14 protein-coding genes are annotated in these 15,733 nt (G+C 64.7%); 8 read left to right on the top strand and 6 right to left on the bottom strand.

Going from position 1 to position 15,733, the window contains the following annotated elements; genetic code table 11:
* Positions 1-2 precede the first annotated feature (2 nt).
* From AC1DYM_RS00895 to AC1DYM_RS00885, 3 genes are read right to left on the bottom strand one after another with little or no spacing between them, the layout of a single operon-like run.
* Complete coding sequence (locus tag AC1DYM_RS00895; protein ID WP_046969596.1) at positions 3-584, bottom strand: response regulator transcription factor; 582 nt, start codon at positions 582-584, stop codon at positions 3-5.
* The gene (locus AC1DYM_RS00890; RefSeq protein WP_477335058.1) at positions 581-1,861 is read right to left on the bottom strand and encodes an ATP-binding protein; all 1,281 of its coding nucleotides are present in this window, start codon (positions 1,859-1,861) and stop codon (positions 581-583) included. The genes AC1DYM_RS00895 and AC1DYM_RS00890 overlap by 4 nt, the downstream gene beginning before the upstream one ends.
* A gap of 51 nt (positions 1,862-1,912) precedes the next feature.
* Positions 1,913-3,448 carry a peptide MFS transporter gene (locus tag AC1DYM_RS00885; protein ID WP_477335056.1) on the bottom strand — a complete coding sequence of 512 codons (1,536 nt, stop codon included), beginning with the start codon at positions 3,446-3,448 and terminating at the stop codon, positions 1,913-1,915.
* Positions 3,449-3,722: 274 nt separating this feature from the next.
* Between AC1DYM_RS00885 and AC1DYM_RS00880 the strand changes: the two genes are divergently transcribed.
* From AC1DYM_RS00880 to AC1DYM_RS00860, 5 genes are all read left to right on the top strand, one after another.
* Entirely contained in the window at positions 3,723-4,097 is a 375-nt protein-coding gene (locus tag AC1DYM_RS00880; RefSeq protein WP_046969594.1) for a diacylglycerol kinase, read from the top strand.
* A 108-nt stretch (positions 4,098-4,205) separates the two neighbouring features.
* Complete coding sequence (locus AC1DYM_RS00875; RefSeq protein WP_477335054.1) at positions 4,206-4,841, top strand: LemA family protein; 636 nt, start codon at positions 4,206-4,208, stop codon at positions 4,839-4,841.
* Positions 4,841-5,722, top strand: a complete 882-nt coding sequence (locus AC1DYM_RS00870; RefSeq protein WP_477335052.1) for a TPM domain-containing protein — start codon at positions 4,841-4,843, stop codon at positions 5,720-5,722. Before AC1DYM_RS00875 ends, AC1DYM_RS00870 begins: the two co-directional genes overlap by 1 nt.
* Complete coding sequence (locus AC1DYM_RS00865) at positions 5,722-6,222, top strand: TPM domain-containing protein (RefSeq protein WP_477335050.1); 501 nt, start codon at positions 5,722-5,724, stop codon at positions 6,220-6,222. Before AC1DYM_RS00870 ends, AC1DYM_RS00865 begins: the two co-directional genes overlap by 1 nt.
* Positions 6,223-6,328: 106 nt before the next feature.
* Entirely contained in the window at positions 6,329-6,835 is a 507-nt protein-coding gene (locus AC1DYM_RS00860; RefSeq protein ID WP_477335048.1) for an SgcJ/EcaC family oxidoreductase, read from the top strand.
* A gap of 32 nt (positions 6,836-6,867) precedes the next feature.
* Here the strand turns inward: AC1DYM_RS00860 and AC1DYM_RS00855 are convergent, their stop codons facing one another.
* Complete coding sequence (locus tag AC1DYM_RS00855; protein WP_477335046.1) at positions 6,868-9,789, bottom strand: TonB-dependent receptor plug domain-containing protein; 2,922 nt, start codon at positions 9,787-9,789, stop codon at positions 6,868-6,870.
* 124 nt (positions 9,790-9,913) lie between these two features.
* Positions 9,914-11,890 (bottom strand): alpha/beta hydrolase family protein, encoded by a 1,977-nt coding sequence (locus AC1DYM_RS00850; RefSeq protein ID WP_477335044.1) that lies wholly within the window; start codon positions 11,888-11,890, stop codon positions 9,914-9,916.
* Positions 11,891-12,046: 156 nt separating this feature from the next.
* On the opposite strand from AC1DYM_RS00850, the gene lgt reads away from it, so the two are divergent.
* Together lgt and AC1DYM_RS00840 are read left to right on the top strand one after the other, a co-directional pair.
* Entirely contained in the window at positions 12,047-12,883 is an 837-nt protein-coding gene (gene lgt / locus AC1DYM_RS00845) for a prolipoprotein diacylglyceryl transferase (RefSeq protein WP_477335042.1), read from the top strand.
* A gap of 14 nt (positions 12,884-12,897) precedes the next feature.
* Positions 12,898-13,692 carry a thymidylate synthase gene (locus tag AC1DYM_RS00840; RefSeq protein WP_477335040.1) on the top strand — a complete coding sequence of 265 codons (795 nt, stop codon included), beginning with the start codon at positions 12,898-12,900 and terminating at the stop codon, positions 13,690-13,692.
* Positions 13,693-13,716: 24 nt separating this feature from the next.
* On the opposite strand, the gene AC1DYM_RS00835 is transcribed toward AC1DYM_RS00840, so the two are convergent.
* Positions 13,717-14,694 carry an amidohydrolase family protein gene (locus tag AC1DYM_RS00835; protein ID WP_477335038.1) on the bottom strand — a complete coding sequence of 326 codons (978 nt, stop codon included), beginning with the start codon at positions 14,692-14,694 and terminating at the stop codon, positions 13,717-13,719.
* Positions 14,695-14,828: 134 nt separating this feature from the next.
* On the opposite strand from AC1DYM_RS00835, the gene AC1DYM_RS00830 reads away from it, so the two are divergent.
* Positions 14,829-15,731: a LysR family transcriptional regulator gene (locus AC1DYM_RS00830; RefSeq protein ID WP_477335036.1), complete on the top strand. Its 903-nt coding sequence runs from the start codon at positions 14,829-14,831 to the stop codon at positions 15,729-15,731.
* Positions 15,732-15,733: the final 2 nt, after the last annotated feature.

The following is a 15,733-nucleotide window of genomic DNA, read 5'->3' as shown; positions in this document are numbered from 1 at the left end:
GTTCAGCGCTCGTCCGGACGTTCGCGCACCGGATGCTTGCTCAGCTTGCGCTGCAGCGTGCGGCGATGCATGCCCAGACGGCGGGCCGTTTCGGAGATGTTGCCCTCGCACTCGGTCAGGACACGCTGGATGTGTTCCCACTCCAGGCGACGCAACGGCAGCGGTGCATCGGGTGCGTCGACCAGGTCGTCGGGGTCGGCAGGGCCCGAATCGCCGTCGAGCAGTGCGCGGACCACGGCGTCGGCGTCCACGGGCTTGGCGAGGTAGTCGTGTGCGCCGCGCTTGATGGCTTCCACCGCGGTGGCGATCGACGCATACCCGGTCAGCAGCAGGACCCGGATGTCCGGCACCAGCGACTGCAGTTCGGGAATCAGGCGCAGCCCATTTTCGTCGCCCAGCTTCAGGTCGAGCACGCAATAGCGCGGCTGGTGCCGGCGGGTGAGTGCGCGCGCGTCGTCCGCGTTGTCCGCGGTGATGACCTCGAAGCCACGCGAGGTCATGGCACGTCCCAGCACGCGGGCGAAGGTGGGGTCGTCATCGACGATCAGCAGCGGGCGACCGCCGGGCGGGACGAGTTCATTCATGCCGGATCTCCAATAACCGAAAGAGGCAGGCGCAGGCGCATCTGTGCGCCATGGCCGGTATTGCTTGCGGCAAGTTCGCCCTCGAGCCGCTCGGCGGTCGCTTCGGCCAGCGCAAGGCCGATGCCGAGGCCGGTCGCTTTTTGCGACAGGCCGAGCGTGCCGAGTTCGTCGAACTCGTCGAAACCGGGGCCCTCGTCGCTGACGACGAGTTCCAGCCAGCGGTCATCGCGGCGAATGGCCAGCGAGACGGCGGCGCTATCGTTCATCGCCGAGGCGTCGGCGGCGTTGTTCAGCAGGTTGATCAGCGCATGGCGCAGCCCCGGCGGTGAGCGCAGGCGCAGGCGTGCCGCATCGTCCGCGACCGAGAGAGTCACCTCGGCTTCGGGGCGCAGCAACTGGAAGCGCTCCATGCAGCCGTGGACGAACTCGTCCAGCGTGAGACGTTCCGGCACCTGCGACAGCTGTGCCTGGCCGAAGGCGACCATTTCGCGAAGGATGGTGCGGCAACGCTCCACCTGGCCCTGGAGGAGGTCGAGGTCGTCACCCAGCGCATTGTCCGCGACGTGCTCACGGCGGATCTCGGGCAGCAAGGTGCGCATGGTCGACAACGGGGTGTTGAGTTCGTGTGCGGCACCGGCGGCCTGCGTCGCGATGGCAAGGATCCCCTCGTCGCGCAGGGCGCGTTCGCGCACGCGTTGCACCTCGCCCTGTTGATGGCGGATGGCTTTTGCGAGGTTGCTGATGAACACGCCGAGCAGGATCGCCATGATGACGAAGTTGACGCCCATGCCGGCCACGTAGAGGTCCAGATCCAGGCTGCTGCTGCCCAGCGTCGGCAACGGCAGGTGGTACGGCACGAGCAGGACGTAGGCCACGCCGGTCAGGATCGCCACCAGCGACACGCCGGCGATCGACAGCGCGGCCGCCGACAGCGCGATCGGTACGAGCAGGAGGGTGACGAACGGATTGCTGGCGCCGCCGGTGAAGTAGAGCAGGTAGCCCAGCACCAGCGTATCGGCGGCGATGTGCACGATGGCTTCGCCTTCGCTCACCTTCCACGGCATGCCGAGGCGGAACGACGCGGCCGCCGCGAACACGGCCAGTACGCACACGCCGATCATCAGCGGTAGCAGGGGCACGTCGAGGTTGAGCAGGGTGACGCAGGAGAGGATCGCCACGCTCTGCCCGGCGATGGCGCACAGGCGGAGCCAGGCAAGGGTACGCGCGAGTGCGAAGGGACCGGAGCGGGATGACGGCGAGTGCAGATTGTCGCTCACGGGGGTCTCTTCAAAAGGGAAGGGCCGCCGGGTGGGCGGCCCTTCGGCGCGTTACAGGTCTTCGTTGTGTACCGGCGGGAACGGCGGCACGTTGGCCAGCGCATGATTGAGCGAAAGCTTCTTCATCAACGGCAGCATGCCGACGGCGATGCCCGTGCACAGGATGCCGACCATGCCGAGCTTGTTGAACAAGCTCGTGTAGATCGTCAGCGACTGCAAGGGGTCGGTGATGTTGTCCGGGATCGCCGCATAGTTGGCGACCACGCTACCCATGTACTGGGCGACGCCCGAAGCGACGTAGTAGGCACCCATCATGAAGCCGCCCATGCGCGCGGGCACGTAGCGGGCGATCATCGCGAGGCCGAGGCCGCTGACCAGCACTTCGCCCAGCGAGTACAGGCCGTAACCCCAGACCATGTACCAGGACGAGATCTTGCCGGCGATCGCGGTGGTGGCGCCGAGGCCGTACATGAAGAAGCCGGCGGCGACGGCTGCGAAGCCCAGGGCGAACTTGGCGGCGACCGGGAAGTCCTTGCCGTGCTTGCCGAGCGTGTTGTACAGCCAGACCAGGATCGGCGAGAGGATCACGATCCAGATCGCGTTCAGCGACTGAAACTGCTCGGGAATCCACGTGAAGATATTCCAGCCGAACAGGTTGAACTGCAGGTCGACGTTGCGCTGGGCGAACAGGTTCAGCGAGGTCGACATCTGCTGGTAGAAGATGAAGAAGAAGATCGTCTGCACGGTCAGCACGAGTGCGGCGATCAGGCCGGCGCGCTCGCCCTGTGCGCTCGAGCGGATCAGGTGCACGAAGATGCCGAGGATCACGACACCGGCGATGTACACGCAGGCCTGCGCGACGCCCTGGTTCTGCAGGATGTAGGCCGAGGCGGCGATGATCAGGATGCCTGCGCCGATGATGGCGAGGATGTTCTTCACCTTCGGCGGATGCTCGTCCGGCTCGGAACCCACGTGGGCCAGCGTGCGGCGCATGAAGAAGTAGTTGATCAGGCCGAGGATCAGGCCGATGGAGCAGACGCCGAAGGCGGTGTGCCAGCCCAGCGCATCGCTGTAGCGGGTGCCGACGTAATCGCGGATCCACGGGGTGAGCAGCATCGAGATGGTCGAGCCGACGTTCACCGCCATGTAGTAGATGGTGAACGCGCTGTCGATCTTGACCTCGTCGCCTTCGTAGATCTTGCGCACCAGGTTGCCGGCGTTCGGTTTGAACAGGCCGTTACCCAGGATGATCACGCCGAGGGCGATGTACAGGAAGTAGGTGCTGTTGGTCGGGATCCAGAGCAGCGCGTAGCCGATCATCAGGACCACGGCGCCGGTAAGCATCGTGCGGCGCGTACCGAGGAATTTGTCGCCGATCCAGCCGCCGATGGCGGGGGTGGCGTAGATCAGGGCAGAGGCGGCGCCCCAGACCAGGTTGGCATCGACGTCGGGAAAACCGAGCTTCTTCACCATGTAGGTGACCATCAGCACCTGCATGCCGTAGAAGCCGAATCGCTCCCACATCTCGATGAGGAAGACCGTGCTGAAGGACTTGGTCTGTGAAACGGGCGGGTTCTGGATTGCCATGTATTTTCCGGAAGCATTGGAAACAGCGAGCCGGGTGGTGGAACCCTGGCTCCCGTCGCCGTGACCTGAACGAAGTCACAACCGTTCAAGCGTAATACAAATGGTCCACCGGGTTGTGCTGCAGCGCCAGAGGGGCGCGGCGATACGCCACGGAGCGGGGTTTCAGCGGCGTCGGAGGCGGGCTATGGCATCATAGGGGGCCTACCGTCACGCCAGCGCCCGAGCCATGGTCCCGAACCCCGTCCTTTTGTCCGCTTCGGCGACCTGACCGCCCATGGCTTCCACGATTCCGCGCGGGCCGCGGCAGGTGTTCTCGGCGTTCCAGTGGTCCATGAAGGGCCTGAAAGCCTGCTACCAACATGAGGCCTCGTTCCGGCTTGAGGTTTATCTTGCCGTGATCCTCGTGCCACTGGGCTTCTGGCTGGGCCAGGGCGGTGTCGAAAAGATCGTGCTGGTCACCTTCCCGATCCTCGTTCTTGCCGCCGAACTGCTCAATTCGGCGATCGAAGCCGTGGTCGATCTGGTCAGCCCCGAGTTCCATGAACTGGCCGGGCGAGCCAAGGATATGGGCTCCGCTGCGGTCTTTTTCCTCCTGCTGATGGTCGGCGTCAGCTGGGCCCTGATCCTGATTCCCCACTACAGCCACTGACGCGGCTCCATGTAGGAGCCGATTCATCGGCGATGCTTTCCCTGCAAATTCCTGCGAGCTCCCCGGGTTTGGGTTAACTTGTGCCCCGCACCCCAAGGAATCGCCGCCATGAAGACACTCGTCCGTGCTTTTGCCCTCGTTCTGCTCGCCGGCTTCCTCTCCGGCTGCGGTTACAACGCCATCCAGCGCGAGGACGAATCGGTCAAGGCCGCCTGGTCCGAAGTACTGAACCAGTACCAGCGCCGCGCCGACCTGGTCCCGAACCTCGTCAACACCGTGAAGGGCTATGCCCAGCATGAAGAGCGCGTGCTGACCGAAGTCACCAACGCCCGTGCGAAGGTCGGCCAGACCCAGATCACCCCGGAGCTCGCCAACGACCCCGAGGCCCTGGCGAAATTCCAGGCGGCCCAGGGCCAGCTGTCCGGCGCGCTGTCGCGCCTGATGGTGGTCAGCGAGAACTATCCGCAGCTCAAGGCGGACGGCTCGTTCCGTGACCTGCAGGCCCAGCTGGAAGGCACCGAGAACCGGATCACCGTGGCGCGTAACCGCTACGTGGCGGCCATCCAGTCCTACAACACGCTGATCCGATCCTTCCCGAACAACCTGACCGCCAAGGTCATGGGCTACAAGGTCAAGCCGAACTTCAGCGTCGAGAACGAGAAGGCCATCTCCACCGCGCCGACCGTGGACTTCGGTTCCACCCCGGCCCAGGCCCCCGCACCGGCTCCCGCGGCCAGCCGCTGATGTGGCGGTTCGCGGCGCGGCTGTGGCTCGCCGTCGCCCTGCTGGTGCCGCCCATGGCGGCACTGGCGGACGGCGATGCCGCCGTGCCGACGCTACAGCGCCACGTCACCGACCTCACGGGCACGCTCAGCGCCGATCAGGTCAGCCAGCTGGATACCCGGCTGGCCGATCTGGAAAAGCGCAAAGGCGCCCAGGTCATCGTGTTGATGGTGCCGACGACCCAGCCGGACGATCTGGAGGGTTACTCGCTCAAGGTCGCCGAGGCCAACAAGATCGGTCGCAAGGGGCCCGACGACGGCGTCCTCCTGTTGGTGGCCAAGAACGATCGCCGGGTGCGCATCGAAACCGGGTACGGCCTCGAAGGCGCGCTGCCCGATGCGATCGCCTCGCGCATCATCCGCGAGTACATGGCGCCCAAGCTGCGCACGAACGACTACTACGGCGGCATCAGCGACGCGCTGACCGCGATCACCCAGATCGTCGACGGCGAGGCGTTGCCGCCGCCGGTCAGTCCCGACGAAAGCCATGAGCGCAAGCGTAGTGGCGGCAATCTGTTCCTCCCCCTCCTCTTCGGCGTGATCTTCCTCCGCGGCATTCTCGGTCGTGCCCCGCTGTGGGCGCGCATGCCGATCGGCGGAGCCGTCACCGGCGGCCTGGCGTGGCTGATCATGAGTTCGATCTTCGGCGGGGTCGTCGGCCTCGTCGCCGGCGCCTTGTTCATGGCCATTCCGGGCGGCGCCGGCCGCTCCATCGGCGGTGGCGGCTGGGGTGGTTTCGGTGGCTGGGGCGGTGGTGGCGGTTTCGGAGGCGGCGGCTTCGGCGGTGGGGGTGGAGGCGGCGGCGGCGGCTTCGGTGGTGGTGGCGCGTCGGGGAGCTATTGATGGACATGCAACGGATCGTCGCCAACCTGTTCGGTGCCTGGTTCCAGATGGGGCGTCAGTTCGGGTCGGACACCCTCGATGCCATTGCGGGCACGGTATCCGCAGGCGAAGCCACGCATCGCGGCGAATTGCGTGTGGCCATCGAATCGCGCTTGCCGGTCTCTGCCGTCGCATCCGGCGTCACGGCCCGCGATCGCGCAGCCATGCTGTTCGCTCATCTGCGCGTCTGGGATACCGACGACAACTGTGGTGTCTTGCTGTACGTCCTGCTCGCCGAGCATCGCATCGAAATCATCGCGGACCGCGGCATCGCCAGCGTTGTCACGCCAGCGGAGTGGGAGGCCATTACCGTGCACATGCGGGATGCCTTCGCCGAAGGTCGTTTCCGCGAAGGGGTACAGATCGGTGTGGCGGATGCTGGAGCCTTGCTGGCGCGACACTTTCCGGCCAACGGTCGCCCGCGCGAGAACGAACTGCCCGACCGGCCGCTGGTGCTGTAACCCTGGCGTTACGCACCCCGGGGCAGGGGGCATATTCCCTTCGGGGAATGGTCTCGCGGGGCTCGCCGTAGCACGCTTCCTGAGTCATCCCCGTCCGGTGCGACGCATGAAGACCTTCCTGCTCCTGCTCATCCTGTTGCTCGGACCGTCGCTGGCCCAGGCCCAGTCCGGCAACGACGAGGCCGCGCTCACGGCGCTACCCCAGGCGTTCATCGATGCGTGGAATCGGCACGACGGTCATGGCCTGACCGTCCTCACCGAACGCGACGTGGACTTCGTCACGGTCGACGGCAAGTGGATGCGGGGGCAGAAGGATTTCGAGACGTACCACACGCGCATCCTCGGCACACGCTTTCGCGACTCGGTGAACCGCGTCATCGGTACCAACGTGCGTTTTCTCGGGCCGGATCTCGCCTCCGTGCATTACACCTGGCAGATCACCGGCGCCACCGACGACGCGGGCCGGGCGATCCCGCCCCGTTCCGGCATCATGATGTTTCTCGCGCGCAAGCAGCACGGCCAGTGGTTGATCGCGGTGGGTCAGAACACGAATGGCGCGCCTGTGCGTAGCGAAGGGGCGGATATCGTTTCGCCGTTGGCCTTGGTGCCTTAGCGCATGGCCTAACTAAGCCTGGTTTCGTGAGGTCAGAACTTCTGCTGGTAGCCGACGTAGAAGTAGYGATCGATGTCGAACGCGGGGTTGTACGGCGGGCTGCCCCCGCCGGCGCTGGATACGTTGTAGTAGAGCGGTCCCTTGCGGGCGAAGACGTTGTTGATGCCGACACGGAAGTTACCGTTCCACGGCGCCTGCCAGCGCAGCTGCGCATCGTGGAAGGCGACCGAGCCCTTGCGGCTCACGCCGGTGACGCCGGTGATCGCGTTGAGTTCATTCGGACGATTGCACTCAACCGTGGACGACCAGCACGAGTCTTTCAGGCCGTCGAAGTAGCGCACGGTCCACGTCGCGCCGAAACGCCGCCACGACCAGTCGAGCGAGAGGTTCGAGCGGACGCGATACAGGCCTTGCACGCCGTTCATGTAGCCGGCCAGCTGGCGTGGCGGTGAACCGGGGCTGCTCGATTGCGTGTAGTCCTTCAGATAGGTGCTATCCGAAAGCAGGGTGAACTCGCCGTAGCGTGTTTCCGGGAAACGGTAATGCGCGCCGAGGTCGTAGCCTTCGGTACGCAACGTGCCGAGGTTGGCCAGGCTTTCGTCCAGCGAGGTGATATGGCCGTCGGCCGCACGCGTGAAGCGTCCGCAATACGTCGGATCGTTCCGCACGTAGCAGAAGTTGAGAATGTCGCCGGCGAGGATCGGCGTGATGACATCGCGGATGTCGACCTTGTAATAGTCGAGCGTGACGTCGAGGCCATCGAGATAACCGGGGCTGTACACCAGGCCGGCGGTGCGCGTGATCGACGATTCCGGTTTCAGCGCGGGATTGGCGCCCGTACGGAAAGCGACGGGATTCTGGCCGCCGGTGGCGGAGTTGACCTGTGCGCCCGACTGGTCGACTTGCCGGTAGTTCGCGGGGACAGCTGCCGCGGCACAGCGGCCACGCACGCCTGCATCGGATGCGGCGGCACCATAGGCGCTGTCGCACGGGTCGAGGAAGCTTTCGAAACTCTCGCTCGAACCCGCGTAGAGATCGGCGACCGTCGGCGCGCGGAATCCTTCCGCGTAGGTGCCGCGCAAGAGGAGATCGTCGAACGGCTTCCAGCGGAAGCTGTACTTGTTGTTGGTGCGGCCACCGAAGGCCGTGTAGTGCGAATAGCGAGACGACGCATTCACAGCCAGTTCCCGCGCGAAGGGAAGGTCGGCCAGCAGCGGCACGTCGAGCTCGAGGTAGGCCTCGTTGACGATGTAGCCGCCGTTCGTCGGATTGCTGGCCAGTTGTGTCGTCAGGCCGGCGGAGTCGGCAGGATCAGGTTCATAGCGTCCGTTCTCGGTGCGATGCTCGAGGCCCCCAGCCACGCGAACGGTGCCGGCGGGCAGGTCGAACACGCCGCCGGTCAGGTTGGCGACGACGTCGTTGGTCCTCGTCACCTGGCGGGCGGTGGTCGTGGATTGCACGTAGTTCCATACGGCATCCGGCGTGCCGCCGGGACCGGCAAGGATGTTCCACGGCACGCAGCCGGCCGCGCGATCCGCAGCATTGGCGCAGACGACGTTACCGTTGACGACCGACGTCGGTCCCAGCGCTTTGGCGGCATTGACCAGATTGATATTGCCGCTGTCGGTGCGGCTGTCGCGCGCCTCGGAATATCCGTAGGTGACGTCCCAGTTCCAGGTGCGCTCATTCCAGAGGAAGCTGCCTTCGGCGCCGGCATCGACGTGGAAGGCCTTGCTCTTCGCCCAGCTGATACGTGGCAGTTCCGTCGTGCGGCGGAAGAAGTCGGTGCCGTAGCCTGGGAACGGGTTGTACGCGTTGCCTGCATCGATAGTCAGGTCGCTGGTGCGTCCAGAACCGCTTTCGAGAGGATAGCCCGCCGCCTGGCTGCGCGTGTCGCGCACGCCGTAGTTGGCCATGCCACGCAGGGCGATGTCGTCGGTAATGTTGTAGCGGCCCGTCGCGAACAGATTGCGCAGCTTGCTGCTCGCGCGGAAGGTCATGTCCTGCGGCGTCGAATACTTGTCGGCGTTGCTGTTGACGTCGTAGGGGTGGTAGTTGGCAAGGTCCGCGGTGTTACCAACCACGCCGCCCGGATGGTTGACGACGTAACGGTTGGGCGCCCACGAGCCGTCGGCGGTGTACGCGCCGGCACCGGCCGTGCCGGCGGCGCGAGGATCGACCACACCGCCGTAGGGGCCCATGCCGAATCCATCGTCCGGATGGCGCGGACCGTAGGCCGTGCGGGTCAGTGAGCGCTTGCTGTCGTCCAGTTCGTCGCCGTCTTCGTAACTGGCGCCGAGGATGATCGAAGCGCGCTCGGTACTCTTGCCCCAGGTGAACGTGCCGTTCTTCTGGGTGCCGTCACCCTTGCCGTTGACGCCGTAGAGCACGTCGGCGGACGCGCCTTCGAAGCGATCCGTCGTGACGATGTTGACGACACCGCCGATGGCATCGGAGCCATAGATCGACGAGGCGCCATCCTTGAGGACTTCGATGCGCTCGACGATCGCCACGGGAATGGTGGAGAGATCGGTCAGGCCGTTCAGGCTGGTGGTCCAGCGCCGGCCGTTGACCAGGATGAGGGTGCGCACCGCGCCAAGATTGCGCAGGTTGGCGTAGCGGCCACCGGCGTCGGTGCTGGACGAGAGCGTGTCCTGCGGGGTCACTTCGGGCGTCGCAGCGGAGGGAATACGGGCGATCACGTCGGCCAGGCTGGTCAGGCCCGTGTCGCGGATGGCCTGGCGATCCATGGTAAAGACCGGCTGCGCGGTTTCGACATCGGTGCCACGAATGYGTGAGCCGGTCACGCTGACGTTCACCGGCGCGAGCATCTCCGCCGACGGAGGGGTTTCCTGCGCGTTGACGCCGACATAGGGCAAGCAGGCTCCGAGCGCTACGGCAAGCGCTACGCGTCGCCCTGCGACGAGGCGCTTGTGCCCGGAACTGACGTACATACCCTGAAGCCTCCCAAGCCCCGCCATACCCCACCCGGGCTCGACGATCACACGAAGATAACGCGTGCGGCGTGACGGGGGCAACCGACGGAAGTCATGGACGACCGCCGGTTGGGACTCCGTCTCAGTTCGACGCGGTGCTGGCCTCGCCGCCACCGATATTCTTGTCGAGGAACGCCTGCAGCTTGTTATAGAACTCCTCGACGTTCTCCGGCTTGACGAAACCGTGCTTTTCGCCGGACTTGGTCAGGACGTCATAGGGCTTGTGGGCCGCGTCCATCGCCGCTCGCATGGCCTTGAACTGGGCAAACGGGGCGCGCTCGTCGTCTTCACCGTGGATCAGGAGCACGGGGACGGTGATCTTGTCGGCCAGATGCACGGGCGAATTCGCCGCCAGGTCGGCCTCGTCGCGGCCGATCACCGTGGTGAGGTAGCTGCGGCCGGTCTTGGTCGTCTTGATGTCGCCCTTGTTGTACATCATGTCCAGATCGTAGATGCCCGCGTAGCCAACGGCGCACTTGAACAGACCGGGCTCACGGATCGTGGTCATCATGGCCGAGTAGCCACCAAAGCTGGCCCCATAAACGCAGATGCGTTTGGGATCGGCGTAATTCTCTGCAATGGCCCATTTCACGCCATCGATCAGGTCCTGCTGGACCCTCGTGCCCCACTTGAGGTACGCGGCCTGCTCGAAACCGTTGCCACGGCCACCGGAGCCCCGGTAGTTGACCTGCAGCACCAGGTAGCCGCGGTTGGCCAGGAACTGCGCGTCTTCATCGTAGAACCAGTCGTCCTTGATGCCGATCGGGCCGCCATGGGGGACGAGCACCATCGGCAGGTTGCCTTCGGACTTGCCCTTGGGGAAGGTCAGGATGGCCTCGAGTTCCGTACCGTCGCTGGCCTTGAAACGCAGCGGTCGGCGCTCGGCCATCTTCGCTGGGTCGATCCAGGGCGCGACGGCGAACAGGTTGCGCACCTTGAAGGTCTTGGTGTCGATCAGCATGTAGCGGCCGGGATCGCGGTCGCTGGCCAGACCGAACATCAGCTGGCTGCCATCTTCACTGAAGTCGATGAAGTTGACGAAGTTACCCGGGAATTTCAGCGACAGTGCCTGGTGCAACTTGGAGTAGGTCTCCTTCGGGTCGACATAGGTCACCTTGGGGACGCCGCTGGTGGCGTACGTGCCGAAGGGACGCAGGGGCACCGGTGTCCACAAGCCGGCGGACGTGACGGTACTGAAATCGTCCTTGCTGATCACGCGACGGTTGCCGCCGTCCTCGTCCTGCTCAACAAACTCGCCACCCATGCCGCCGGGGCTGTAGCGGGCATACATGCGGTTGCTTCCCGCGACGGAGGCGACAGGTACGAAGCGCTGCAGGTCTCCGTTCTCCGGGACTTTGGCCCAGCCAGTGCCTTCGCGGTGGAACACCACGTACTTGAAGTTGTCGTCCGTGCCGTAGGAGAACTTGGCCACGCCTTCGGGCGAGACCATGAAACCCATGTCGCCGATGCCGATGTTGGCCATCTCCTTACGTGTGCTGGTGGTCGCGTCGACGTCGAAGAGGGTGCTTCGATTCTTGTCCGACCACGAGGTGGCGCGCATGTAGAAGTGGCCGTTGCTCTGCACCGGCGTGCCTTCGATCTCGCCCCAGCCGGAGTCGGTCTGGCGGGTACCCGAGCGCTTGCCGACGGCCTCGTAGCCATACAGGTAGTCGGGATTCTTGCCATTGATGTCGATGGCCATGATCTCGCCGGTGTACGACGTGTTGCCGATCGAGCCGTCCTGCTTGCCGCGCGCGACGACCAGGCGTGTGGCGCTCGCCCAGACGATGTTCGCCGGCAATTCGTACGGAGGCATGCGGATCAGGCTTCCCGGCTTGGTCGGGTCGTCGACCGAATAGATCGCGATCGCGTGCGTCTTGCCGTCCGGGTCGTTGTAGACCACGGAGAAGTGTTTGCCGTCGGGCGAGAGACGCGGCATGGTCAGGGGCAGGCGACGGGCGAAATCGGCCGTCGGGATGAGATCGGCGGCGGCGACGCCCGTGGCGCACGCGGCGAGACACAGCACGGCCAGTAGCGGCCGCGCGAAGCGGTACTTCATGTTCGACTCCCCTTGCTTTGGTGTACTTCCCTTACACGCTGCCCTCCCCGGACAGCGCCCTCGCCGGATATAGCCGATTCCGGAGCCGCCCACAAGGCGGCCCCCTCGGCCGGAGGGGGCGCTACACTTGCCGCCTGCGTTCTATCTGGGCCTTCCATGGCAACTCCGTTCGTCGTCAATATCGATCCCGTCGCGCTGTCCCTCGGACCTCTTCAGGTCCATTGGTACGGGCTCATGTACCTCGGCGGCTTCCTCGGCGGATGGGCGCTCGGCGAGTATCGCCGCCGACAGGGGCGTTTGCCTGTCAGCGCAGACCGCTTCGGCGACCTCATGTTCTATTGCATGATGGGCGTGGTGCTGGGCGGCCGGGTCGGCTACATGCTGTTTTACACGGCCATTTCCTGGATCTGGACCGACCCCCTCGCCATCTTCCGCATCTGGGACGGCGGCATGTCCTTCCACGGTGGCCTGCTCGGCGTGGTCGTGGCCGGTATCTGGTGGTCGCGGCGCAACCACGTCAAGTTCTTCGACACCATCGACTTCGTCGCCCCGCTGGTGCCCCTGGGCCTCGGCCTGGGCCGCCTGGGCAACTTCATCAATGGCGAGCTGTGGGGCAAGCCCACCGACCTGGCCATCGGCATGATCTTCCCGCATGCCCCCGACGCCCTGCCGCGTCATCCCAATCCGCTCTATGAGTTCGCTCTCGAAGGCGTGGTGATGTTCACCGTGCTCTGGCTGTTCACGCTGAAGCCGCGCCGGCGTTATGCCGTGTCGGGCCTGTTCGCGCTGATGTACGGCAGCTTCCGCTTCATCATCGAATTCGTCCGCGTGCCCGACGCCCAACTGGGTTATCTGGCTTTCGGCTGGGTCACTATGGGGCAGGTCCTCTCGTTGCCGCTGATCGCGCTCGGCATCCTCTGGCTGGTGATGTCGCGCCGTGCGCCGTACGCGCCTGTCGCTCCCGTCGCGGCCACCGCCGCGACCGCGACCTGATATCGTCCCGAGCCATGCAGCCCTATCTCGAACTCCTGCGCCATGTGCGCGACCACGGCACCGAGAAATCGGACCGCACCGGCACGGGCACGCGCAGTGTCTTCGGCTGGCAGATGCGTTACGACCTGGCCAAAGGCTTTCCGCTGGTCACGACCAAGAAGCTGCATCTGCGGTCCATCGTCCATGAGCTGATCTGGTTTCTCCAGGGCGACACGAATGTCGCCTACCTGAAGGAAAACGGGGTCAGCATCTGGGACGAGTGGGCCGACGCCAATGGCGACCTCGGCCCTGTCTACGGACGCCAGTGGCGTGCGTGGCCGACGGCGGACGGCAAGGTGGTCGACCAGATCGCCTGGGTGGTGGACGAGATCAAGCGCAATCCCGATTCGCGTCGCCTGATCGTTTCGGCGTGGAACGTGGGCGAGCTGCCGAAAATGGCCCTGATGCCGTGCCACACGATGTTCCAGTTCTACGTGGCCAACGGCAAGCTATCCTGCCAGCTCTATCAGCGCTCGGGCGATATCTTCCTCGGCATCCCGTTCAACATCGCCAGCTATGCCTTGCTCACGCACATGATCGCCCAGGTGACCGGGCTGGAAGTGGGCGACTTCGTGCACACGCTGGGCGATGCACACCTGTATTCGAACCACATCGAGCAGGCCGACAAGCAATTGCTGCGCGAGCCGCGTCCGTTGCCGCGCCTGTCGCTCAATCCGGACGTGACGTCGGTCTTCGATTTCCGCTTCGAGGATGTCGCCATCGTGGATTACGACCCGTATCCGGCGATCAAGGCACCTGTGGCGGTGTAGGCCGCGCGGGATCGGAGGACCAGGCTAGAGCTCGCCCGTCAGCCGCGTCCAGTTGGCATGGGCGAATCCAGCCTTGTCGTGTTCGCTGAGTCCACAATTTTCCAAAAAGCGTCTTGCGTCGTGGCCCGGTCGATACTGATAGGGAAAGTCACTCGAGAACAGCAGGCGGTCGGTGCCGACAACGGCGGCGGCACGCTCGAGGTAATGCGGCAGATACATCCCGCTGGCAGTGACGTAGAGGTTCTTTCGCAGATAGCTGGCCATCGGCTGGGCGAGCCCGGACACTCTGTCCATGGCGGCGAGACGTTCGGCGTAGAACAGCACCACCTCGCCCCAATGCCCGAGAATCATCTGAAGTCCGGGCATGCGATCGAACGTGCCGGCGAGTACGAGACGAAGAAACTGGATGCCTGCGTCGTAATGCCAGCCCAGTCCGTACGTGGCGAAGGCCGCGTCGACCGCGGGTGCGAAGCCCGAATAGTAGGCAGCTCTCACGGCGGTGTCGGGCACGCGAGGGTGGATCAAGATCGGCACGCCCAAGGCGTGGGCGCTTTGCAGCACAGGCAAAAGGGCGGGATCGTCCAGATGGCGCTGCCCCACTTTTCCGCACAGTACCGTGCCTTTGAAGCCGAGCGTCTTGACGCAGCGCTCCAGTTCGATGGCTGCTTCGTCCGGCATCGACACGGGCAAGGTCGCCATGGCCTGGAAACGCGTGGGGTGGCTTGCAACGGCCTCAGCCAGCGCGTCGTTCGTACGTCGAGCCAGATCGACGCTCTCCGCTCCGAGGTCGTGGAGTGCGGGAGTCGTCAGTGACAAGACCTGCATATCCATGCCGGTCTCGTCCATGAGCGCAAGTCGATCGTGCGCTAGATCGAGCAGGCGTCCTTCGATGGCGCCCGAATGAAACGCTACGCTGGGATCGCTTGCGTCGAGGCCGCGGGCCGTCCAGGCGTCGCGAATGCCGGAGGTCAGAAAGTGTTCTTCGATACCGATCAGTTTCATGGCTGAGCCCTTGAGACGAGTGCCGCCGATTCTCTTCGCGAACAGTTGGTTGCACCAGACGCACGGTATGCAATAGTTGATTGCACCGAAGTCAACGATCTGAGCGAAGGGCGCCTGATATGCAAGACGTAGACTTGAATCTTCTGACGGCCCTGGATGTTCTGCTCGCCGAATGCAGCGTGACCAAGGCGGCGCGCCGACTCGGTCTCAGTCCCTCGGCCATGAGCAGGACCCTTTCCCGGTTGCGAATGGCCACGGGCGATCCGTTGCTGGTGCTGGCAGGTCGAAAGCTCGTTCCGACGCCGTATGCCGAGCAGCTCAGCGAGCAGGTCCATGAACTCGCCCAGGGCGTCAAGGCGGTGCTCCGACCGGCGAATCGTACCCTGGACGTTGTCGCGCTAAATCGGACATTCACGATTCGCGCGAACGATGGCTTCGTCGAGCTGGTCGGCGCGCCGCTGCTTGCGGAGCTGGCACGTGCCGCTCCCAATGTCCGTATCCGCTTCGTACCCAAGCCGGATAAGGATGCGGCTCCGCTCCGGGAAGGCAGCATCGACCTCGAGGTGGGCGTGCTCGGAACCTCGGCACCGGAACTGAAGACCCGGCTGCTGTTTCGCGACCGGTTTGTCGGTGTTTGTCGGTCCGGGCATCCTTTCCTGACAAGCATGAGCGCGAAGCATTACGCCCGCTTCCAGCACGTGGTGGTCTCGCGGAAGCGGCAGTACGCCGGTCCGGTGGACGATGCGCTGGAAGCACTGGGTCTGCAGAGAACCATCGCCATGGTGGTGCTCACTTACGCCAACGCTGTTCAGATCGCACGACACTCGGACCTTCTGGGACTTGTCCCGCATTCGAGCCTGGGCAGCACGCTATGGAGCAGCCATGGAAACAACGCAGGCGTCGAGCACTTCGAACTCCCGGTAAGAACGCCGGGAATCAACGTGTCCGCCATCTGGCATCCTCGCCTTGACGCCGACCCCGGTCATCGCTGGCTGCGCGATACCCTCGTCGCGATCTGCAGTCGTGCCACTGCATAAAT

Source organism: Luteibacter sp. P1_D3 (assembly GCF_056406135.1).
This window is presented reverse-complemented; position numbering and strand designations above follow the sequence as displayed.

What these genes read in the sequence shown, in the direction of transcription:
- AC1DYM_RS00895 (WP_046969596.1), bottom strand. Translation starts at nt 584, where the DNA reads ATGAATGAACTCGTCCCGCCCGGCGGTCGCCCGCTGCTGATCGTCGAT.
- AC1DYM_RS00885 (WP_477335056.1), bottom strand. Translation starts at nt 3,448, where the DNA reads ATGGCAATCCAGAACCCGCCCGTTTCACAGACCAAGTCCTTCAGCACG.
- AC1DYM_RS00880 (WP_046969594.1), top strand. Translation starts at nt 3,723, where the DNA reads ATGGCTTCCACGATTCCGCGCGGGCCGCGGCAGGTGTTCTCGGCGTTC.
- AC1DYM_RS00875 (WP_477335054.1), top strand. Translation starts at nt 4,206, where the DNA reads ATGAAGACACTCGTCCGTGCTTTTGCCCTCGTTCTGCTCGCCGGCTTC.
- AC1DYM_RS00870 (WP_477335052.1), top strand. Translation starts at nt 4,841, where the DNA reads ATGTGGCGGTTCGCGGCGCGGCTGTGGCTCGCCGTCGCCCTGCTGGTG.
- AC1DYM_RS00865 (WP_477335050.1), top strand. Translation starts at nt 5,722, where the DNA reads ATGGACATGCAACGGATCGTCGCCAACCTGTTCGGTGCCTGGTTCCAG.
- AC1DYM_RS00860 (WP_477335048.1), top strand. Translation starts at nt 6,329, where the DNA reads ATGAAGACCTTCCTGCTCCTGCTCATCCTGTTGCTCGGACCGTCGCTG.
- AC1DYM_RS00850 (WP_477335044.1), bottom strand. Translation starts at nt 11,890, where the DNA reads ATGAAGTACCGCTTCGCGCGGCCGCTACTGGCCGTGCTGTGTCTCGCC.
- lgt (WP_477335042.1), top strand. Translation starts at nt 12,047, where the DNA reads ATGGCAACTCCGTTCGTCGTCAATATCGATCCCGTCGCGCTGTCCCTC.
- AC1DYM_RS00840 (WP_477335040.1), top strand. Translation starts at nt 12,898, where the DNA reads ATGCAGCCCTATCTCGAACTCCTGCGCCATGTGCGCGACCACGGCACC.
- AC1DYM_RS00835 (WP_477335038.1), bottom strand. Translation starts at nt 14,694, where the DNA reads ATGAAACTGATCGGTATCGAAGAACACTTTCTGACCTCCGGCATTCGC.